This is a genomic window from Streptomyces sp. NPDC031210 (assembly GCF_055570395.1).
Map to the genome: position 1 here is coordinate 48,686 of NZ_JBVIHH010000024.1, position 21,108 is coordinate 69,793.

At 71.3% G+C, this 21,108-nt stretch carries 19 protein-coding genes; 5 read left to right on the forward strand and 14 right to left on the reverse strand.

The window, feature by feature from the left end; all coding sequences use genetic code 11:
• Positions 1-159: 159 nt before the first annotated feature.
• Positions 160-1,896: a lysine--tRNA ligase gene (gene lysS / locus ACZ45Z_RS31135; protein ID WP_468369563.1), complete on the reverse strand. Its 1,737-nt coding sequence runs from the start codon at positions 1,894-1,896 to the stop codon at positions 160-162.
• Positions 1,897-2,061: 165 nt separating this feature from the next.
• On the opposite strand from lysS, the gene argS reads away from it, so the two are divergent.
• On the forward strand, positions 2,062-3,855 hold the full coding sequence (gene argS / locus ACZ45Z_RS31140) for an arginine--tRNA ligase (protein ID WP_468369566.1): 1,794 nt from the start codon (positions 2,062-2,064) through the stop codon (positions 3,853-3,855).
• An 83-nt stretch (positions 3,856-3,938) separates the two neighbouring features.
• Here the strand turns inward: argS and hemB are convergent, their stop codons facing one another.
• From hemB to ACZ45Z_RS31165, 5 genes are read right to left on the reverse strand one after another with little or no spacing between them, the layout of a single operon-like run.
• Positions 3,939-4,934, reverse strand: a complete 996-nt coding sequence (gene hemB, locus ACZ45Z_RS31145) for a porphobilinogen synthase (protein WP_468369568.1) — start codon at positions 4,932-4,934, stop codon at positions 3,939-3,941.
• Positions 4,931-6,589 (reverse strand): bifunctional uroporphyrinogen-III C-methyltransferase/uroporphyrinogen-III synthase, encoded by a 1,659-nt coding sequence (locus tag ACZ45Z_RS31150; RefSeq protein WP_468369570.1) that lies wholly within the window; start codon positions 6,587-6,589, stop codon positions 4,931-4,933. Before ACZ45Z_RS31150 ends, hemB begins: the two co-directional genes overlap by 4 nt.
• Positions 6,586-7,578: a hydroxymethylbilane synthase gene (gene hemC / locus ACZ45Z_RS31155; RefSeq protein WP_468369573.1), complete on the reverse strand. Its 993-nt coding sequence runs from the start codon at positions 7,576-7,578 to the stop codon at positions 6,586-6,588. The genes ACZ45Z_RS31150 and hemC overlap by 4 nt, the downstream gene beginning before the upstream one ends.
• Positions 7,575-8,948 carry a glutamyl-tRNA reductase gene (locus ACZ45Z_RS31160; protein ID WP_468369576.1) on the reverse strand — a complete coding sequence of 458 codons (1,374 nt, stop codon included), beginning with the start codon at positions 8,946-8,948 and terminating at the stop codon, positions 7,575-7,577. Before ACZ45Z_RS31160 ends, hemC begins: the two co-directional genes overlap by 4 nt.
• A complete protein-coding gene (locus ACZ45Z_RS31165) occupies positions 8,945-9,709 on the reverse strand; it encodes a redox-sensing transcriptional repressor Rex (protein ID WP_468369578.1) in 765 nt (254 codons plus the stop codon). The genes ACZ45Z_RS31160 and ACZ45Z_RS31165 overlap by 4 nt, the downstream gene beginning before the upstream one ends.
• Before the next feature lie 334 nt (positions 9,710-10,043).
• Between ACZ45Z_RS31165 and ACZ45Z_RS31170 the strand changes: the two genes are divergently transcribed.
• The 4 genes from ACZ45Z_RS31170 (at position 10,044) to ACZ45Z_RS31185 (ending at position 14,023) form a co-directional block, all read left to right on the forward strand.
• Positions 10,044-10,322, forward strand: a complete 279-nt coding sequence (locus tag ACZ45Z_RS31170) for a glutaredoxin family protein (protein WP_468369581.1) — start codon at positions 10,044-10,046, stop codon at positions 10,320-10,322.
• A 135-nt stretch (positions 10,323-10,457) separates the two neighbouring features.
• Complete coding sequence (locus ACZ45Z_RS31175) at positions 10,458-11,429, forward strand: HAD family hydrolase (protein WP_468369584.1); 972 nt, start codon at positions 10,458-10,460, stop codon at positions 11,427-11,429.
• A gap of 338 nt (positions 11,430-11,767) precedes the next feature.
• A complete protein-coding gene (locus ACZ45Z_RS31180; RefSeq protein ID WP_407551773.1) occupies positions 11,768-12,550 on the forward strand; it encodes an ECF subfamily RNA polymerase sigma factor, BldN family in 783 nt (260 codons plus the stop codon).
• Between the two features lie 273 nt (positions 12,551-12,823).
• A complete protein-coding gene (locus ACZ45Z_RS31185) occupies positions 12,824-14,023 on the forward strand; it encodes a DUF5667 domain-containing protein (RefSeq protein WP_468369588.1) in 1,200 nt (399 codons plus the stop codon).
• A gap of 111 nt (positions 14,024-14,134) precedes the next feature.
• Here ACZ45Z_RS31185 and ACZ45Z_RS31190 read toward each other — a convergent pair whose 3' ends face one another.
• The 8 genes from ACZ45Z_RS31190 to ACZ45Z_RS31225 all read right to left on the reverse strand — a co-directional run bounded on the left by ACZ45Z_RS31190 (position 14,135) and on the right by ACZ45Z_RS31225 (position 20,970).
• Complete coding sequence (locus ACZ45Z_RS31190; RefSeq protein ID WP_468369591.1) at positions 14,135-15,133, reverse strand: lysophospholipid acyltransferase family protein; 999 nt, start codon at positions 15,131-15,133, stop codon at positions 14,135-14,137.
• Between the two features lie 14 nt (positions 15,134-15,147).
• Entirely contained in the window at positions 15,148-16,197 is a 1,050-nt protein-coding gene (locus tag ACZ45Z_RS31195) for an NAD-dependent epimerase/dehydratase family protein (protein ID WP_468369610.1), read from the reverse strand.
• 204 nt (positions 16,198-16,401) lie between these two features.
• Positions 16,402-16,500, reverse strand: a complete 99-nt coding sequence (locus tag ACZ45Z_RS31200) for a 30S ribosomal protein bS22 (RefSeq protein ID WP_003948845.1) — start codon at positions 16,498-16,500, stop codon at positions 16,402-16,404.
• Between the two features lie 120 nt (positions 16,501-16,620).
• Positions 16,621-16,830 (reverse strand): helix-turn-helix domain-containing protein, encoded by a 210-nt coding sequence (locus ACZ45Z_RS31205; protein ID WP_014144137.1) that lies wholly within the window; start codon positions 16,828-16,830, stop codon positions 16,621-16,623.
• Between the two features lie 127 nt (positions 16,831-16,957).
• On the reverse strand, positions 16,958-17,773 hold the full coding sequence (locus ACZ45Z_RS31210; RefSeq protein WP_468369593.1) for a phosphatase: 816 nt from the start codon (positions 17,771-17,773) through the stop codon (positions 16,958-16,960).
• Positions 17,774-17,880: 107 nt separating this feature from the next.
• Positions 17,881-19,056, reverse strand: a complete 1,176-nt coding sequence (locus ACZ45Z_RS31215) for an acetoin utilization protein AcuC (protein ID WP_468369596.1) — start codon at positions 19,054-19,056, stop codon at positions 17,881-17,883.
• Entirely contained in the window at positions 19,007-20,290 is a 1,284-nt protein-coding gene (locus ACZ45Z_RS31220) for an MFS transporter (RefSeq protein WP_468369598.1), read from the reverse strand. Before ACZ45Z_RS31220 ends, ACZ45Z_RS31215 begins: the two co-directional genes overlap by 50 nt.
• An 11-nt stretch (positions 20,291-20,301) precedes the next feature.
• The gene (locus ACZ45Z_RS31225; RefSeq protein WP_468369601.1) at positions 20,302-20,970 is read right to left on the reverse strand and encodes an HAD family hydrolase; all 669 of its coding nucleotides are present in this window, start codon (positions 20,968-20,970) and stop codon (positions 20,302-20,304) included.
• Between the last annotated feature and the right edge of the window lie 138 nt (positions 20,971-21,108).

The following is a 21,108-nucleotide window of genomic DNA, read 5'->3' on the forward strand; positions in this document are numbered from 1 at the left end:
GGGAGAGTGGGGGTGAATCGGGGTATTCCTCTCGTCCCCCCGGGTGGGTGGTCCCGGCCCCGGGGATCGTCCTCCCCGGGGCCGAGCCCGTCCTCACTCCTTGGTCGCACTCCGGCGCCGGCGTCTCCGACCCAGCGGTCGTACGGCGCCGGCCGGCGGTCACCCGCCGAGCAGCTTGCGCACCCGGTCCGCGCCGACCGCCAGCAGCAGCGTGGGCAGTCGCGGCCCGGTGTCCCGGCCGACCAGCAGGTTGTACAGCAGCGCGAAGAACGCCCGCTGCGCGACCTTCAGCTCCGGCGTCGGCTTGGCGTCCGGCGCCAGCCCCGCCTGGATCTTCGGGACGCCGTAGACCAGCGTGGTCAGGCCGTCCAGCGACCAGTGCTCGTCGAGCCCGTCGAGCAGCAGCCGCAGCGAGGCGCGGGCCTGATCGTCCAGCGAGCCGAGCAGTTCCTCGTCCGGCTCGTCGCGCACCAGGGTGCGCTGCTCGGCCGGGACCTGGGTGGTGATCCAGTTCTCGGCCTTGTCCAGCCGCGGCCGGGTCTCGTCCAGAGAGGTGACCGGGTTGTCCGGGTCGAGCTCGCTCAGGATGCGCAGCGTCTGCTCGTCGTGGCCGCCGGTGATGTCGATGACGGAGGCCAGGGTGCGGTACGGCAGCGGGCGCGGCGTCCGGGGCAGTTCGCCGGCGGCGGTGCCGGTGGCGCGGGCGTAGGCGGCGGCGTCGGCAGGCTGCGCCGTGCCGTCGGCGATCTTCCGCTCCAGCGCGTCCCACTCGTCGTAGAGCCGCTGGATCTCCTGGTCGAAGGCGATCTTGAAGGACTGGTTGGGGCGGCGGCGGGCGTACAGCCAGCGCAGCAGCGGCGCCTCCATGATCTTCAGCGCGTCGGCCGGGGTCGGCACGCCGCCCTTGGAGGAGGACATCTTGGCCATGCCGCTGATGCCGACGAAGGCGTACATCGGGCCGATGGGCTGCGCCCCGTCGAAGACCTCGCGCACGATCTGGCCGCCGACGACGAACGAGGAGCCGGGCGAGGAGTGGTCCACACCGCTGGGCTCGAAGATCACGCCCTCGTACGCCCAGCGCATCGGCCAGTCGACCTTCCACACCAGCTTGCCGTGGTCGAACTCGCGCAGCGTCACGGTCTCGCGGTGACCGCAGGCGGTGCAGTCGTAGGCCAGCTCGGTGGTGTCGTCGTCGTAGGAGGTGACCGTGGTGAGGTCCTTCTCGCAGACGGTGCAGTAGGGCTTGTACGGGAAGTAGCCGGCGCCGCCCGCGCTGCCGTCGTCCTCGGCCGCCGCGCCGGAGCCCTCGGCGGCCTCCAGCTCGGCCGCGTCGACCGGCTTCTGCTGCTTTTGCTGCGGCTTCTTGGCGTCGCCGGTGGCCTTGTCCTTGGTGCGGTAGCGGCCGAGGACGGCGTCGATCTCGGCGCGGTGCTTCATCGCGTGCAGCACCTGCTCGCGGTAGGCGCCGGAGGTGTACTGCTCGGTCTGGCTGATGCCGCGGTATTCGATGCCCAGCTCCGCCAGCGACTCCTCCATCGCGGCCTTGAAGTGCTCGGCCCAGCTCGCGTACGGGCTGCCGGGCGGGGCGGGCACGGAGGTGAGGGGCTTGCCGATGTGCTCGGCCCAGGACGGGTCGACGCCGGCCGGGACCTTGCGGTACCGGTCGTAGTCGTCCCAGCTCAGGATGTGTTCGCAGGCGTAGCCGCGGCGGCGGATCTCGTCGGCGACCAGGTGCGGGGTCATGACCTCGCGGAGGTTGCCGAGGTGGATCGGGCCGGACGGGCTCAGACCCGAGGCGCAGACGATCGGTTTGCCGGGGGCGCGGCGCTCCGCCTCGGCAATGACCTCGTCCGCGAACCTGGAGACCCAGTCGGTCTCGGTGCTCTGCTGAGCCACGATCGGCCCTTCCTCTTCCTGAAGCGTCCTCGCGCGCCGCCGGGCGCACAAAAGCCTGACGGTGCCCATTGTCCCAGACGGAAATTCGATGGAAGCGCCGTGGGATACTCGTTGGCAAACCCATTTCCACTCCCACGACCCCCTCCTAGAAGAGAGCTTCTCTCCATGGCCTCGGTCCCTTCCCTCGCAGCTACGGTCAACCAGCGCGTCGCGGACGCCCTCTCGGCAGCCCTGCCGGAGGCCGGCGCCGCGGACCCGCTGCTGCGCCGAAGTGACCGGGCGGATTTCCAGGCCAACGGCATGCTCGCGCTGGCGAAGAAGCTCAAGGGCAATCCGCGTGAGCTGGCCGCGCGGGTCGTGACGGCCCTCTCGGCGCCCGACGAGGGCACGGCCGGGGCGGGCGGTTCGGTGATCAAGGAGATCGAGGTCTCCGGGCCCGGGTTCCTGAACATCACCGTCTCGGACGAGGCGATCGTGCGGACGCTCGCCGCGCGGGCCGCCGACGACCGGCTGGGCGTGCCCTGCGCCGCCGCGCCCGGCACGACGGTCATCGACTACGCGCAGCCGAACGTCGCCAAGGAGATGCACGTCGGCCACCTGCGGTCGGCGGTGATCGGCGCGGCGATGACCGAGATCCTGGAGTTCACCGGGGAGAAGGTCGTCCGGCGGCACCACATCGGCGACTGGGGCACCCAGTTCGGGATGCTCATCCAGTATCTGATCGAGCACCCGCACGAGCTGGACCACGAGGGCGGCGAGGTCTCCGGTGAGGAGGCCATGTCCAACCTCAACCGGCTCTACAAGGCGTCGCGGACCCTCTTCGACGCCGACCCCGAGTTCAAGGAGCGGGCGCGGCGCCGGGTCGTGGACCTCCAGGCGGGCGACGCCGAGACCCTCGCCCTGTGGCGGCGCTTCGTCGACGAGTCGAAGATCTACTTCTACTCCGTCTTCAACAAGCTCGACATGGAGATCCGCGACGAGGACGTCGTCGGCGAGTCCGGCTACAACGCCATGCTGGAAGAGACCTGCCGCATCCTGGAGGAGACCGGCGTCGCGGTCCGCTCGGACGGTGCGCTCTGCGTCTTCTTCGACGACGTGAAGGGCCCGGACGGCAACCCGACCCCGCTGATCGTCAAGAAGTCCAACGGCGGCTACGGCTACGCCGCCACCGACCTCTCCGCGATCCGCGACCGGGTCCAGAACCTCGGCGCCGGCACCCTGCTGTACGTCGTCGACGCCCGGCAGTCCCTGCACTTCCGGATGGTCTTCGAGACCGCCCGGCGGGCCGGCTGGCTGGACGAGAAGACGCACGCGGTGCAGCTTGCCTTCGGCACGGTCCTGGGCAAGGACGGCAAGCCGTTCAAGACCCGTGAGGGCGAGACGGTGCGGCTGGTCGACCTGCTGGACGAGGCGGTGGAGCGGGCCACGGCGGTGGTGCGGGAGAAGAGCGAGAAGATCGGGCTGAGCGAGGCCGAGATCGTCGAGAACGGCAACCACGTCGGCATCGGCGCGGTGAAGTACGCCGACCTGTCCACCTCGGCGGCCCGCGACTACAAGTTCGACCTGGACCAGATGGTGTCGCTCAACGGCGACACGAGCGTCTACCTCCAGTACGCCTACGCCCGTATCCAGTCGATCCTGCGCAAGGCGGGCGACGCCCGGCCCGCGGCCCACCCGGAGCTCGAACTCGCCCCGGCGGAGCGGGCGCTGGGCCTGCACCTGGACGAGTTCTCCGAGGTCCTGGCCGAGGTGGCCGAGACCTACGAGCCGCACAAGCTGGCCGCGTACCTCTACCAGCTCGCCTCGCGCCTGACGACGTTCTACGACCAGTGCCACGTGCTGAGCGCCGACAACGCCCCGGAGGTCGTCGAGAACCGCCTGTTCCTGTGCGACCTCACCGGCCGCACGCTCCACCAGGGCATGGCGCTCCTCGGCATCCGCACCCCCGAGCGCCTGTAACGGCCCGGCGGCCGCCCGCCGCGACGACGAGGCCCGCACCGGACATCCGGTGCGGGCCTCGTCGTCTGCCGTGCGCTACGGGATCACAGCCCCCGCGCGACCTCGGTCGCCCAGTAGGTGAGGATCATGTTCGCGCCCGCGCGCTTGATGCCCGTCAGGGTCTCCAGGATCGCCTTGTCCCGGTCGATCCAGCCCTTCTCGGCGGCCGCCTCGACCATCGCGTACTCACCGGAGATCTGGTAGGCGGCGACGGGTACGTCCACCGCGTCCGCGATCTTCGACAGCACGTCGAGGTAGGGCAGCGCCGGCTTGACCATGACCATGTCGGCGCCCTCGTCGAGGTCGAGCGCCAGCTCGCGCAGCGACTCGCGGAGGTTCGCCGGGTCCTGCTGGTAGGTCTTGCGGTCGCCCTTGAGCGAGGAGCCGACGGCCTCACGGAACGGGCCGTAGAACGCCGAGGAGTACTTCGCGGTGTAGGCGAGGATCGAGACGTCCTCGTGGCCGGTCTGGTCCAGCGCGTCACGGACGACGCCGACCTGGCCGTCCATCATGCCGCTGGGACCCACCACATGGACGCCCGCGTCGGCCTGCACCTGCGCCATCTCGGCGTAGCGCTCCAGCGTCGCGTCGTTGTCGACCCGGCCCGCCTCGTCCAGGACGCCGCAGTGGCCGTGATCGGTGTACTCGTCCAGGCACAGGTCGGACATGATCACCAGGTCGTCACCGACCTCGGCCTTCACGTCCCGGATGGCGACCTGGAGGATGCCGTCGGGGTCGGTCCCGGCCGTACCGAGCGGGTCCTTCTTGGCGTCCTCGGGCACACCGAAGAGCATGATCCCGGCGACCCCGGCCGCCAGCGCGTCCACGGCCGCCTTGCGCAGCGTGTCGCGGGTGTGCTGGACGACGCCCGGCATCGCGGAGATCGGCACCGGCGCGGAGATGCCCTCCCGGACGAACGCCGGGAGGATCAGGTCGGACGGGTGCAGCCGGTGTTCGGCGACCATCCGCCGCATGGCGGGGCTGGTGCGCAGCCGCCGCGGCCGCGCCCCGGGGAAGCTTCCGTACGTCACGCTGCTCAACTGCGGGCCCTCCTACGGGATCCGGGCCGCCGCTCGCTGGGACGGGTGACCGGGTCCCCGGCCTCCAGCGCGGCATCGCGCCGCGCCGCCCCGAAGTCCGCGAGCGCTTCGGCCAGCTTGTGCACCGACGGCTCGGGCGACATGACGTCCACGCGCAGCCCGTGTTCCTCGGCGGTCTTGGCGGTGGCCGGACCGATACAGGCGATCACGGTCACGTTGTGCGGCTTGCCGGCGATGCCGACGAGGTTGCGGACGGTCGAGGAGGAGGTGAACAGGACCGCGTCGAAGCCGCCGCCCTTGATCGCCTCACGGGTCTCGGCCGGCGGCGGCGAGGCGCGCACCGTCCGGTAGGCGGTGACGTCGTCGACCTCCCAGCCCAGCTCGATCAGCCCGGCCACCAGGGTCTCGGTGGCGATGTCGGCGCGCGGCAGGAAGACGCGGTCGATCGGGTCGAAGACCGGGTCGTAGGGCGGCCAGTCCTCCAGGAGGCCGGCGGCGGACTGCTCGCCGCTGGGCACCAGGTCGGGCTTCACACCGAAGGCGACCAGCGCCTTGGCGGTCTGCTCGCCGACCGCGGCGACCTTGATCCCGGCGAACGCGCGGGCGTCGAGGCCGTACTCCTCGAACTTCTCCCGGACCGCCTTGACGGCGTTGACCGAGGTGAAGGCGATCCACTCGTAGCGGCCGGTGACCAGGCCCTTGACCGCGCGTTCCATCTGCTGCGGGGTGCGCGGCGGTTCGACGGCGATGGTGGGGACCTCGTGCGGCACCGCGCCGTACGAGACGAGCTGGTCGGAGAGCGACGCGGCCTGCTCCTTCGTACGCGGTACGAGCACCCGCCAGCCGAACAGCGGCTTGGACTCGAACCACGAGAGCTGGTCGCGCTGCGCCGCGGCACTGCGCTCACCGACCACGGCTATGACCGGCTGCCCGCCGTCGGGCGACGGCAGCACCTTGGCGGCCTTGAGGACCTGGGCGACCGACCCGAGGGTGGCGGACCAGGTGCGCTGGCGCGTGGTGGTGCCGGCGACCGTGACGGTCAGCGGGGTGTCGGGCTTGCGGCCCGCGGAGACCAGCTCCGCGGCGGCCGCGGCGACGGAGTCCAGGGTGGTGGACACCACCGCCGTCGCGTCGCTGCTGCCCAGCTCCGACCAGCAGCGGTCGTCGGCGGCGCGGGCGTCGACGAAGCGCACATCGGTGCCCTGGGCGTCGCGCAGCGGCACCCCGGCGTACGCGGGCACGCCGACCGCGGCGGCGATGCCGGGCACGACCTCGAAGACGATGCCTTCGGCGGCGCACGCCAGCATCTCCTCGGCGACGTCCCCGTCCAGGCCGGGGTCGCCCGCGACGGCACGCACCACCCGCTTGCCCGCGCGCGCGGCCGCCATGACAAGATTGGCGGTGTTGCGAAGCGCCGAAACCTCGGTGGAGGCGACGGGAATTGACGGGTCGTCAGGTGATGTCGGCTGCGGTGTGTCCACCTGTGCCCGCGCATGCGCGCGGACGACGTCCAGCACCTGCGGGTCGGCGATCAGCACGTCCGCGTGGCCCAGCGCCTCCACGGCACGCAGCGTCAGCAGACCCGGGTCTCCCGGCCCGGCACCGAGGAAGGTGACCTGGCCGGAGGCGGAGTGGTTTGGGGCGGTGGGGTTCAAAGTGCTCGCTCCCCCATAAGACCGGCCGCACCCTTGGCGAGCATCTCGGCGGCGAGTTCACGGCCCAGCTTCAGCGGGGTCGACACGTCGTCGGGAGAGGCGGGTACGTGCCCGGTGGTGGACATCTGCACCAGCGCGCTGCCGTCGGTCGTGCCGACGACGCCGCGCAGGCGCATCTCGGTGACAGCCTGCTCGTCACCCTGGGGAAGGTCGGCCAGCGCACCAACGGGTGCGGAGCAGCCGGCCTCCAGGGCGGCGAGCAGGGAACGCTCGGCGGTCACGGCGGCCCGGGTGACCGGGTCGTCGAGCTCGGCGAGCCGGGCGGCGAGCTCCGCGTTGACCGCGGCGCACTCGATCGCCAGTGCCCCCTGGCCGGGGGCGGGCAAAACCACGTCGGGCGACAGCAACTGCGTCGCCTCGGCGATCCGGCCGATCCGGGAGAGCCCGGCGGCGGCCAGGACGACCGCGTCCAGTTCGCCCTTGGCGACGAAACCGAGCCGGGTGTCGATGTTCCCCCGGATCGGGACGGTCTCCACCCGCCGGCCCAGCGACCTGGCCCAGGCGTTGAGCTGCGCCATACGACGCGGCGAGCCGGTGCCGATCCGGGCCACCCGGCCCTCGTCGGCGGTCAGCTCCTCGAAGGTCAGCCCGTCCCTGGCGATCAGCGCGTCGCGGGGGTCCTCACGCACCGGCACGGCGGCCAGGGTGAGGTTCGCGGGCTGCGCCGTGGGCAGGTCCTTGAGCGAGTGAACGGCGAAGTCGATCTCCCCGGCGAGCAGTGCGTCGCGCAGGGCGGAGACGAAAACGCCGGTGCCGCCGATCTGTGCGAGGTGCTCGCGGGAGGTGTCGCCGTACGTGGTGATCTCCACCAGCTCGACGGGGCGGCCCGTCAGCTCGCGCACCGCCTCGGCGACCTGTCCGGACTGGGCCATGGCGAGCTTGCTCCGCCGTGTACCCAGCCTCAGGGCCCTCATAGTGCTGTCAGTCATGCCCGCTCCCGTGCTGCGTCGTGCCTGTCGGCCCGCGTGTCGGCCCTGCTGACGGCGGCGACCGTCTGGGGGTCGAGGTCGAAGAGTTCCCGCAGCGCGTCCGCGTACCCGGCGCCGCCGGGCTCGCTCGCGAGCTGCTTGACCCGCACGGTGGGCGCGTGCAGGAGTTTGTCGACGACGCGGCGCACGGTCTGGGTGATCTCCGCGCGCTGCTTGTCGTCCAGGTCGGGAAGGCGGCCGTCGAGCCGGGCGATCTCGCCCGCGACGACGTCCGCGGCCATGGTGCGCAGGGCGACCACGGTGGGGGTGATGTGCGCGGCCCGCTGCGCGGCGCCGAACGCGGCCACCTCGTCGGAGACGATGCCGCGCACCTTGTCCACGTCGGCCGCCATCGGGGCGTCGGCGGAGGCGTCGGCGAGCGACTCGATGTCGACCAGGTGGGTGCCCGGGATCCGGTGCACCGCGGCGTCCACGTCGCGCGGCATGGCCAGGTCGAGCAGCGCCAGCGGCGCGTCCCGGCCGTCGAGGGCGGCCGCCACCGCGTCGGCGCCGAGCACCAGGCCGGTCGCGCCGGTGCAGGAGACCACCACGTCGGCGAGCGCCAGCTCGTCCTGGACGGCCGTCATCGCGACCGCGCGGGCGCTCAGCCCCCCGGCGGCGCCGGGCCCACCCGGCTCCGTCAGGATCCGCACCAGCCGCTCGGCCCGCTCCACGGTCCGGTTGGCCACCGCCAGGTCGGCGATGCCGGCCCGTACGAGGGTGGTGGCGGCCAGCGACGACATCGAGCCGGCGCCGATCACCAGCGCCCGCTTGCCCTTGGCCCACGCCTCGACGTCCCGGCCGGCGCCCGCGAGCTGCTCCAGACCGAAGGTGACCAGCGACTGGCCGGCCTTGTCGATCCCGGTCTCGCTGTGCGCCCGCTTGCCGACCCGCAGCGCCTGCTGGAACAGGTCGTTCAGCAGCCGGCCCGCGGTGTGCTGCTCCTGCGCGACGGCCAGCGCGTCCTTGATCTGCCCGAGGATCTGCCCCTCGCCGACGACCATGGAGTCCAGGCCGCAGGCCACCGAGAACAGGTGGTGGACGGCCCGGTCCTCGTAGTGGACGTAGAGATACGGGGTGAGCTCCTCCAGGCCGGCGCCGCTGTGGCGGGCCAGGAGGGTGGACAGCTCGGCGACACCGGCGTGGAACTTGTCCACGTCGGCGTAGAGCTCGATGCGGTTGCAGGTGGAGAGCACCGCGGCCTCGGTGGCCGGCTCGGCCGACACCGCGTCCTGGAGCAGCTTGCCGCGCGCCTCGGGGGCGAGCGCGGCAAGCTCCAGAACGCTCACCGGCGCACTGCGATGGCTCAGTCCGACAACAAGAAGGCTCATGCCGGCATCACGGCGGGCACGTCCCCGTCAGGTCCCTTGCGGTTGGCGGCGGCCGCGCGGGCCACGCGGGCCGGCGGTCCGCCGTCGTGCGCCGCGTCCTCGCCCGCCTTGCGCTGCTCGTGGAAGGCGAGGATCTGGAGCTCTATCGACAGGTCGACCTTCCGTACGTCCACCCCGTCGGGGACGGTCAGCACGGTCGGCGCGAAGTTCAGGATCGAGGTGATACCGGCGGCGACCAGGCGGTCGCAGACCTGCTGGGCCGCGCCCGCGGGGGTCGCGATGACACCGATGGAGACGCCGTTGTCGGCGATGATCGTCTCCAGCTCGTCGGTGTGCTGGACGGCGATGCCGGCGACGGGCTTGCCGGCCATGGCCGGGTCGGCGTCGATCAGCGCGGCGACCCGGAAACCACGGGAGGCGAAGCCGCCGTAGTTGGCGAGCGCGGCGCCGAGGTTACCGATACCGACGATGACGACCGGCCAGTCCTGGGTCAGACCGAGCTCGCGCGAGATCTGGTAGACGAGGTACTCCACGTCGTAGCCGACGCCGCGGGTCCCGTAGGAGCCGAGGTAGGAGAAGTCCTTGCGCAGCTTCGCGGAATTGACCCCCGCCGCGGCCGCGAGCTCCTCGGACGAGACCGTGGGGACCGAGCGCTCGGAGAGCGCGGTCAGGGCGCGCAGATACAGCGGAAGCCGGGCGACCGTGGCCTCGGGAATGCCTCGGCTTCGGGTCGCCGGTCGGTGAGTTCGGCCAGTTGCCACGGTGCTCCTGCGGGTAGAGCGGGGCTGCGGGCGGCCGTACGTCCCCCGACCGCCCCGTCGACAGCAGGCTATGTCTTTGTGAACGCGTGCACAAAGATGGTGTCCGTTTTGTCGGGGCAAAGTGACCGGGGTCACGCGGCTTTTACCGGCGTTCGCGGAACCAACTTCCGCCTCGCGCCGTTCGCCCGCTCCGCCCTCATATCGCGGGAGCGCTGACGGGAGCACGAGCCCTCACTCCTCACCGCTATGCCCCCGGAAACCAACAAATCGCCCACCGATGGTATGCGACCCGGCGCCCCACCGGCACCGCCTCACGACCGGGCACAATGGCCCCATGGCCCCCTTGTTCAGCCGCAGCGCCGGCAAGCCCCCCACCGAGCGCGTCGTGACCCTCATCGGAAAGCCCGGCTGCCATCTGTGCGACGACGCCCAGGCCGTGATCGAACAGGTATGCGCCGAGACGGGCGCGTCATGGGAGAAGAAGGACATCACCGAGGACGCCGAGCTGCACCACAAGTACTGGGAGCAGATTCCGGTCGTCCTGGTGGACGGCGCCCAGCACGACTTCTGGCGGGTGGACCCCAAGCGCCTGCGCAAGGCGCTGGGCGCCTGAACCGGCCGCGGGGCGGCCCGGCCGGGCCTCCCGCACCCCTCCCACCTGGCCGTAACCCGCGCTTCGGCGACTCCCGCGCCGCCCGACATCCGGCCGTAACCGGCCACCCCGAACAAACTGGCTAGGCTGACCCCCATGGCCCGCCCGTCGCCCGACCGCCGCCCCGATCCGAGTCCCTCCGGGGCGCTCTTCTCCGCGGGATGGTTCACCCGCCGCAGACGGCCCGCCACGGCACGCAGCGTGCTGGCCGGCGAGGCCGCGGCCGAGGCCGCCCGCAAGACCTCCCGGGAGACCCCCGAGGCTCCCCCGGCCGAGCCCGAGTTCCCCGTCGTCGGGGACGTCGCGGCCGCCGCCTTCTTCGACCTCGACAACACCGTCATGCAGGGCGCCGCCCTCTTCCACTTCGGCCGCGGCCTGTACAAGCGCCACTTCTTCCACAAGCGCGATCTGGCCCGCTTCGCCTGGCAGCAGATCTACTTCCGGCTGGCCGGCTCGGAGAACCCCGAGCACATGGCGGACGTGCGCAACAGCGCGCTGTCCATCGTCCAGGGCCACCGCGTCGCCGAGTTGATGTCCATCGGCGAGGAGATCTACGACGAGTACATGGCCGAGCGGGTCTGGCCGGGCACCCGCGCCCTCGCCCAGGCCCACCTCGACGCCGGCCAGAAGGTCTGGCTGGTGACGGCCGCCCCCGTCGAGACCGCCACGATCATCGCCCGCCGGCTCGGCCTGACCGGCGCGCTGGGCACCGTCGCCGAATCCGTGGGCGGCGTCTACACCGGCAAGCTGGTCGGCGAGCCGCTGCACGGCCCGGCCAAGGCCGAGGCCGTCCGCGCCCTCGCCGCCGCCGAGGGCCTGGACCTGTCGCGCTGCGCCGCCTACAGCGACTCCGCCAACGACATCCCGATGCTCTCGCTCGTCGGCCATCCGTACGCCATCAACCCCGACGGCAGGCTGCGCAAGCACGCCCGTGAACACGGTTGGCGACTGCGCGACTACCGAACCGGCCGCAAAGCGGTCAAGATCGGAATCCCGGCCGCGGCCGGTGTGGGCGCGCTCGCCGGTGGCGCGGCGGCCGCCGCGGCGCTCCAGCGCCGCCGCCGCTGACCGACCTGACCAGGGCTGATCACGGCGCGGGGCGGCGGCCATCCGCTTTACCTACCCCCACCCCTCCCCCGGCAGTCCAGTTGCCGGGGGACAACCACAACACGCCCTTCAACCAGGCAGATTGCGTTCCCTTCCGATCAATTGTTGCTCAGTAATCGATACTTGATCTGCCACCAACCCGGCACGGACCGTAAGTAATCGATGATTTGAGCAACTGGGTGTAGCGCTGCCTATACGAAGCGTTATTCTCCTCAGACGCAATCCGGAACCCACACGTCCCTACGACGAGTGAACGGTCCCGCACTGCACGTGATGGAAGCTCTGCCTCTGGGAGTCCCGTGTACCCACACGTCGGGGTTGACGCCTCGGGCCTGGCTACGCTGCGTACGACAGTCGTCGACCACCTGCGCAGTTTTGTCCCCACCGCGTACGCCGTCCCCGCATTCGCCTCAGCCGTCCCCGCCGGCCCCTGCTACGCCTTGGCCGACGGGAGTGCTGCGGTCGGCAAGGCCGCCGGCAGAACCCGCCGTTCCGGCGCCGGCACGACCACCGCCCGTCGCCCCGCCGACAGCGACAGCCGTCGCATGATGGACCTCGTCGAACGTGCCCAGGCCGGCGAGGCCGAAGCCTTCGGCCGCCTCTACGACCAGTACGCCGACACGGTCTACCGCTACATCTACTACCGCGTGGGCGGCCGCGCCACGGCCGAGGACCTCACCAGTGAGACGTTCCTGCGCGCCCTGCGCCGTATCGGCACGTTCACCTGGCAGGGCCGTGACTTCGGCGCCTGGCTGGTGACCATCGCCCGCAACCTCGTCGCCGACCACTTCAAGTCCTCCCGCTTCCGCCTGGAAGTCACCACCGGGGAGATGCTCGACGCCAATGAGGTCGAGCGCAGCCCGGAGGACTCCGTCCTGGAATCCCTCTCCAACGCCGCCCTGTTGGAGGCCGTACGCAAGCTCAACCCCCAACAACAGGAATGCGTCACGCTGCGGTTCCTCCAGGGCCTCTCGGTCGCCGAGACGGCCCGCGTCATGGGCAAGAACGAGGGCGCGATCAAAACCCTCCAGTACCGAGCCGTCCGCACCCTGGCGCGACTGCTTCCCGAAGACGCCCGCTGACCCCCACCAATCCCCCTCCGCCGACCTCCTCCACGCCGTCTTTCGCTCACGCTTCGTGACCGGTCATGACCGGTCGGTCAGATCATCGTGAGTGCGTAACCCGAGTGCCGCGCCGCTCGTTGTGCGGGATGCAGGCTCCATGCGGTCACGCCATGCCCGCTGCCTCTCACTCGATCGAGTGGCCGCGTACACCGGCGTGCAACCGTCCGGTCCGTCTGGATAGTCAAAGCCAGTCCGGGGAGTCGAGCGGGATGACGAGAGGAGGTGCCGCCCGTGATCGCGAATGTCTCGGTGCACCGGCGGGCCAACGCCTTCGCCCAGGCCCTGGAGGAGCAGGTCCTCGAGGGCGCGGCGGCCGAGGACCAGGTCGACAATCCGGCCCAAGCGCCGGAACAAGCACGGCTGTTGGCGGTCGCTGACGGCCTCGGGGAACTCCCGAAGCCGCAGATGGCCACCGAGGTCAAAACTGTCCAACGCGCCCAGCTCGTGGCCGCGATGGAGGCCGCCTTCGCCGAAGGCGCCCCGTCCGGTGACGTCAGGGTGCCCGAGCAGCGCAAGGGCGGCGCGCACCGCGCGGCGAAATCGATCGGCCGGCTGCGCCCGCGCTCCCGCCTCTCCAAGGGGCTGGCCGCGGGCGGCCTGACGGTGGGGGTCGCCGCCGGAGCGTTCAGCGGCGTGGCCGCGGCCAGTTCCGACGCGCTCCCCGGAGACTCCCTCTACGGCCTCAAGCGCGGCATGGAGGACCTCAAACTCGGCCTGGCCGACGACGACTCCGACCGCGGGGAGCTCTATCTCGACCAGGCCGTGACCCGCATGATGGAGGCCCGTCGGCTGATGGAACGCGGCCGGGTCGCCGACCTCGACCACGAGTCGCTCGGCGAGGTCCGCAAGGCGCTCTCGGGCGTCAAGCACGACGCGGGAGAGGGCCACCGCCTGCTGCACCAGGCGTTCGCCCGCGACGGTTCGCTCCGCCCGATCCAGGCACTGAACCGCTTCACCAAGTCCCATCGCGGCACCTGGTCGCAGTTGCGCGACCGGCTCCCGGTGCAGCTCATGGACGTGCGTGACGAGGTCAGTTCGGTCTTCGACGCCATAGACGAGGAGGTCGGTCCGCTCCGCTCGCTGCTGCCGTCCCACCCGGACGACAGGAACCACCGCCCGGACGCGCCCACCACCTCGGGCAACGGATCGCGGCACAGCGGCCATCCGTCGCCTTCGGACAGCCGGTCCGGCGGGGGCAAGCACCGCGCCGGCTCGCACGCCCCCCACCCGTCGGCCAAGCCGTCACAGGACGACGGCCTGCTCGGCGGCAACACCGGCGGTCTGCTGGATCCGCCGGCCAAGGGCGACAGCCCGAGCCCGCAGAAGGGCAGCGGCAAGGCCGGACCCGACGAGCCCGACGTCACCCTCCCGCCGTTGATCCCGGGATTGCTTCCCGGCCTGGGCATCGACGGCGAGGGACTGCCGAAGTAAGCGGAGCCGCCACCGCCGGCGTTCACCGCCCGCCCGGGAAAACCCGGGCGGGCGGAGCGGTATCCGGCGCGCTCCCGGGCCGGCGCGCTCGGTGTTCTTCCGGTCCTTCCCTCAGAAGAACACCGAGCGCCGCTGCACCAGCAGCTTGTAGAGGGTGTGCTGAATCGTTTCGCGCACCTGATCGGTCAGGTTGAACATCAGCATCGGATCGTCGGCCGCCTCCGCCGGATAGCCGTCCGTCGGGATCGGCTCCCCGAACTGGATGGTCCACTTCGTCGGCAGCGGCACCGCCCCCAGCGGCCCCAGCCACGGAAACGTCGGCGTGAGGGGGAAATAGGGGATCCCCAGGACCCGCGCCAGGGTCTTGGCGTTCCCGAGCATCGGGTAGATCTCCTCCGCGCCCACGATCGAGCACGGCACGATCGGCACGCCGGCCGTCAGCGCCGTGGAGACGAAACCGCCCCGCCCGAACCGCTGGAGCTTGTAGCGGTCGGCGAAGGGCTTGCCGATGCCCTTGAAGCCCTCGGGCATCACCCCGACGACCTCGCCCCGCTCCAGCAGCCGCTGCGCGTCCTCCGCGCAGGCCAGGGTGTGCCCGGCCTTGCGCGCCAGCTCGTTCACCACCGGCAGCATGAACACCAAATCCGCCGCCAGCAGCCGCAGATGACGTCCCGCCGGGTGGTTGTCGTGCACGGCGACCTGGAGCATCAGGCCGTCCAGCGGCAGCGTCCCCGAATGGTTGGCCACGACCAGCGCCCCGCCCTTGGCGGGGATGTTCTCGATGCCCTTCACCTCGACGCGGAAGTACTTGTCCGCCAGCGGCCGCAGCAGCGACATCAGGACCTGGTCGGTCAACTCCGCGTCGTAGCCGAAGTCGTCGACCTCGTACTCGCCGGTGATGCGCCGGCGCAGGAAGTTCAGCCCGCCCGCGATCCGCTCGTCCAGGGACCGTCCGGCGCCCGGCCGTTCGGGCGCCGCCGGCTCCTCGGGGCCGGTCCGCGCCTCCGGCACGGGCGCCAGCGCCGGGGGGTGCCCCGCGCGCCCGGCCCGCCTGGCCTTCCGGCGCGCCCGAGGCTCCTCGCCGAAAGGAATGACCTTGGCGTCCGCCATCGTGGATGAACTCCTCACTGGGTCGGGCCGCCGCGTGCGGGCAGCACGCCGGCGAGCCGGTCGACGGTACGGGCGAGGGACGCGGGCGGCAGCAGCCCGGGTCCGCGGCTGCGGGCGAATTCCGCGAAGGTCTCCGCCGTCGTGTAGCGGGGCTGGAATCCCAATGTCTCGCGCATCTGCGTCGTCTGGACGACTCTGCCGTGCGTGAGCATCCGGATCTGCTCCGGTGAGAAATCGGTGACGCCGACGGACCGCAGCGCCGAGCCGGCCCATCGCACCGTCGGCAGGAACAGCGGCAGCGTCGGCCGCCCCAGCCGCCGGGAGGTCTGCGAGAGCAGCAGGACGCCGTCCCCCGCGATGTTGAACGTGCCGCTGTTGAGGGTGCCGCGGCGGGGCTCGGAGGCGGCGATCCGCAGCACCTCGATGGCGTCGTCCTCGTGCACGAACTGCAGCCGCGGGTCGAAGCCGAGGACGGTCGGCAGGACGGGCAGCGAGAAGTACTCCGCGAGCGGGGAATCCGCGCAGGGCCCGAGGATGTTGGCGAAGCGCAGCACGCACACCGCCACATCGGGCCGGCGCCGGGCGAAGCCCCGTACGTACCCCTCGACCTCGACGGCGTCCTTGGCGAAGCCTCCGCTGGGGAGCGACTTCGGCGTGGTCGTCTCGGTGAACACCGCCGGGTCGCGCGGCGCGGAGCCGTAGACGCTGGTGCTGGACTTGATGACCAGGCGCCGCACATGGGGGGCCTTCTGGCAGGCGCCGAGGAGCTGCATCGTCCCGATGACGTTGGTTTCCTTCACCGCCGCCCGGCCGCCGCGGCTGCCCAGGGGCGTGCCGTTGATGTCCATATGGACGACCGTGTCGACGCCCGTCTCCGCCAGGACTCTGGCGATCGCCGGATGCCGGATATCGGCCTTGAGGAACTCGGCGCCCCCGAGATGGTGCTCCGGTGGCACGGCGTCGACCCCGATCACCCGCTCGACATCGGGGTCTCGCTGGATGCGGCGGACGAACCTGCCGGCCAGCCGGCGTGCGACTCCCGTGACGAGCACGACCTTGCCCAAGATCAGCCCTTCCTTCCCCGCCTCGCCCTTCACCCGGGCCAGACTGTGCCGGTCACGCTATCGGGTCGGTGTTGCGCCGTGATGACCACAGGATGCCCCCGGCCACCCTTCATCTCCCGGGCACCGCCCGAACGGCCCACAACGCACCGCAGCCCCCCACCACACAGGTGTGGTGGGGGGCTGCGAAATCGCGATCAGCGTCGCTTACTTCTTGTTACGACGCTGAACGCGGGTGCGCTTGAGCAGCTTGCGGTGCTTCTTCTTGGCCATCCGCTTGCGCCGCTTTTTGATAACAGAGCCCACGACTACCCTCGCTCACTTCGAATCACTCGGTGCGGGGCGTCCGAGCCCACACTACCTACATCGGGCCAGCCTACCCGGCGCTGGGCGTACGGCGTAATCCGAGGGTCGCAAGAGGACCCGTCAGGCTGATTCCACCCCCACATAGGACTCGCGGAGGTAGTCGTGCACTGCCTGCTCCGGCACCCGGAAGGACCTCCCCACGCGGATCGCGGGCAGATGACCACTGTGCACCAAGCGGTACACGGTCATCTTCGACACTCGCATCACCGTGGCGACTTCCGCCACTGTCAGAAACACGACCTCGTTCAGAGGCCTCTGGTCTGCGGCCATGACACACCTGCACCTTCCGCATAAGACGGCCACCGGCTTCCCCTCCGGTGACTCTTCGTCGCTATGCGCTCACTCCCCAATTTAGGGGCGGGTGATGCGAGTGGGGAAGAGGAGCAGCGAAGCGCGCCTACTGTGACAGACGTGCGCGATTGAGTACATAGCGCGTCAGGGGGCGGTAGGCCGCCGAGCGCACGGCGTCGTCGAGCGGAACCACCACCGCCACCCGTCCCTCCGCCTGTCCGACGAACAGCGCGGGGTCGTCCGTATCGGCCAGTCCGATCGCCTCGATACCTAGCTGACCTGCCCCGCAGACCCATCCGTGGTCCCCGATCACCAACCCCGGCAGCGGGCCGCCGCACTCTGCCGCGGCCGCCAGAGCGGTGCGTACGGGGAGGGGCGAATGGGTGTGCACGCCCCCCGTCTCGGGTGCGCCCCGCACGCCGGCTTCGCGCATCAGCGCGACTCCCCGTACGTAAGTGAGGGCGTACGTACGTACTCCGAACCGGGTCGCTATGTCGACACGGTAGCCATACGCCGGGGTGAGCACGGGGCAGCCCGCCGCCCACAGGGCGTCTGCGAGGGCGGCGTAGAACTCCAGTAATCGGTGCGGATGACCGGTGCCGAGCAGCACCGGCGTCCGCCGGCCCGCGGCCTCGCCGATCCGGTCGGCGAAGAGGTCCAAAGCCGCGATCGTTCGGTCGGGATCAATCACATCAGGGCCGGAAGTGTGCGCGGGATCGACCGAAACCCCGCACTTCTGCCCCATCAGCCGCAGCACTTCGCCCACCGGCCAGTCCCGTTCGGGCTCCAGCCCGAGCAACGCCCGGGGATCGCGGGCGGAGAAGAGCCGATAGCGGCCCAGGCTCTTCTCCCGCAGGGTCGCGATCGTGCCCGCGAGCCGCGCCTCGATCAGGTGCGCGCGCAGCGCCCCGGTGCCCACCACACGCCCCATGCTGGTCCGCTGACCGGCTATCAGATGCCCTAACCGACGGGTAGTCACACATCCGGGGGCATGGCGGCGGGTACGGCAGCGGCGCGCGCCCGCACCCGCTACGGCAGCAGCCCGTGCGCGGGGAACACCGCCCGCCGGGTGGCCAGCACCGCCTGGTCCAGACGGTCGGCCGGGTCGTAACCGTCCTCGACGAAGTCCCGCCACCGCGGCGTACGCCCGTCCGTCATCCGCTGCGGCGCCAACTGCCGGGTCCGGCGGAACACTTCGTGCCGCCACGCCTCCGGCACCATGGAGGCCGGATCGATCGGCCGGCCCGCCGCGATCGCGCACAGATGCGTCCAACTGCGCGGTACGACGTCCACCACGGCGTAGCCGCCGCCACCGAGCGCCACCCACCGTCCGGCCGCGTGCTCGTGCGCCAGCGCGTGGCAGGACTCCGCCACCGCCCGCTGCGCGTCGACACTCACCGCCAGATGGGCGAGCGGGTCCTCGAAGTGGGTGTCGGCGCCGTGCTGGGTGACCAGCACCTGCGGCCGGAACGCCGCCAAGAGCTCGGGCACCACTCCGTGAAAGGCCCGCAGCCAGCCCTCGTCACCGGTCCCGGCCGGCAGCGCCACATTGGCCGCGCTGCCCGGAGCGCCCGCGCCACCGGTCTCCTCCGGCCAGCCGGTCTGCGGGAAGAGCGTCCGCGGATGCTCGTGCAACGAGATCGTCAGGACCCGCGGGTCATCCCAGAACGCCGCCTGCACGCCGTCGCCGTGGTGCACGTCGACGTCCACGTACGCGACCCGCTCGGCGCCCAGCTCCAGCAGCCGGGCGATGGCCAGCGCCGCGTCGTTGTAGACGCAGAAGCCCGAGGCGCCGCCCGGCATGGCGTGGTGCAGCCCGCCGGCGAAGTTCACCGCGTGCGGCGCCCCGCCGCCCCAGACGGCTTCCGCCGCGCCCACCGACTGCCCCGCGATCAGCGCCGACGCCTCGTGCATTCCCCGGAAGGCCGGGTCGTCCTCGGTGCCCAGCCCGTACGCCATGTCCGCCGACGCGGGGTCGGCCGAGGCGGCTCGGACGGCCTCGATGTAGTCCTGGCGGTGCACCAGCCGCAGCGTGGAGTCCCCGGCGGGCTTGGCCGCGACCACTTCCAGGGGCCCGCGGTCGAGCTCGTACGCCCGGACCAGGCTCATGGTCAGCGCGAGCCGGACCGGATCCATCGGATGCCCGGGGCCGAAGTCATAGCCCGTTACTGCCTCGTCCCACATCAACTGTGCGCGGCCGTTCATATCCGTCACCGTATCCGGCCTCCCCGGTGGCGAACGAACGGGCGTATACGAGTGTCACGAGCACCAGGAGCACCGGAACGAGCATCGCGCCCCGATAACTCCACGCGTCACCGAGCACTCCCACCAGCGGGGAACCGACCAAAAACCCCACATAGTTGAAAATGTTCAGGCGGGCGACCGCCGCGTCCGAAGCGCCAGCGCCATCCTTGTCGTAGGCCAGCCGGCCGGCCGCCGCGAACGTCTGCGGCACGATCACACACAGCCCCAGCCCGAGCAGTGTGAACCCCGCCATCCCGGCCCACTCCCCGGGGGCCGCCGCCACCACCGCGAAGCCACCCGCCGCGACGACGGTCCCGGTCCGCACCACGGCGACCGCCCCGAACCGCCGCACCCCGATGTCCCCGACCGCCCGTCCGAGCAGCGTGGTGACCATGTAGACGTTGTACGGCACGGTGGCGAGCTGTTCGGAACTCCCCAGCACGTCCCGGAGGTACTTCGCGCTCCAGTTCGAGACGGTGGAGTCCCCGATGTACGCGAACGCCATCACCAGGCACAGCGGCAGCAGCAGCTTCATGGCGACGGGCGCCGCCGCCTTCCCGCCCTCCCCGGCCCCGCCGCGCACGAGCCCCCGCGCCGACGCCTCGCGCGGGGCCCCGGGCACCTGGTCCACGAACCACCGGCCGGCGAGCAGAGCCACCGGCACCAGCACCGCCACCACCGGCCCGTACAGCACCGCGAGCGAGAGGTGCCAGTGCGCCCCGGCCCACGCCAGGGAGGCACCCACAATGCCGCCGAGGCTGTACGCGGCGTGGAAGCCGAGCATGATGCTCCGCCCGTACGCCCGCTGCAGGCTCACCCCCAGCATGTTCATCGAGGCGTCCAGGGCGCCCACGGACAGTCCGAACACGCCCAGCGCCACGGCGACCTGCGCCATCGACCCGGCCGACCCGACGGCCAGCAGCGCCAGGCAGACCACGGGCTGCGCCCACCGCAGCACCACACTGGGCCGCACCCGCTTGACCAGGTGCTCGGTGGCGACGCTGCCGGCCCCGGCGAGGACCGGCACGGCCGCGAGGAACGCGGGCAGCAGGGCGTCCGATATCCCGTAGCGGTCCTGGATCGCCGGGATGCGGGTCACGAGAAGGGCGAAGACCGCGCCCTGGACGAGGAAACTGAGGGTGAGTGAGAGGCGGCCGTGCCGCAGTCGCACTCCTGGTACCCGAGGGGCCGTCATGGCCGGTCAGCTTAGAACTCCCCGCTACCCCTGGGTAGGTGGAGGAGCGGCAGCAGTTCCGTCATGTCGGAGAACAACGCGGTGGCCCCGGCGAGTCGTGCGGGCGCCGTCATGGCGGTGAAGCCGTAGACGTCCATCCCCGCGGCGAGCGCCGCCTGCACTCCGAGCGCGCTGTCCTCGACGACCGCGCACCGCTCGGGCGCTACGCCCATCCGCCGGGCCGCGTGCAGGAAGAGATCCGGCGCCGGCTTTCCGCGCCCGACATCCTGCGAGGAGAAGATCCGCTCCGCCGCGAACCACTCGGCGAGCCCCGTCTTGTCCAGCGCCACCCTGATCCGCTCATGGCTCCCGGACGACGCCAGGCAGTACGGCACGTCGTCGGCGACGAGCTTCCCAAGTACGGTCGGCACGCCGGAAACCGGCTCGAGTTCCCGGCGGAATGCCTCGAACACCCGGGCGTGGAAGCTCTCGTCGAAGGCGGGGGGCAGCCGCTGCCCGGTCCGCTGCCTGATGACGTCGTGGATCCGGTGCATCGCGCCACCCATGTAGTCGCGCAGCGAATCCTCGTACGTGGTGGGGTGGCCCAGTTCCGTGAGATAGCCGGCGAGGATGCGGTTGGAGATCGGTTCGCTGTCCACCAGCACGCCGTCGTTATCGAAAATGACCAGGTCGTAGCGCATCATCCGAGATTACCCAGTGTCCGGGAACGCGAAAAAGCCCCGCGGGAACCGAAGTTCCCACGGGGCTTTTCACAAAAATTGTTCGGCGGCGTCCTACTCTCCCACAGGGTCCCCCCTGCAGTACCATCGGCGCTGAAA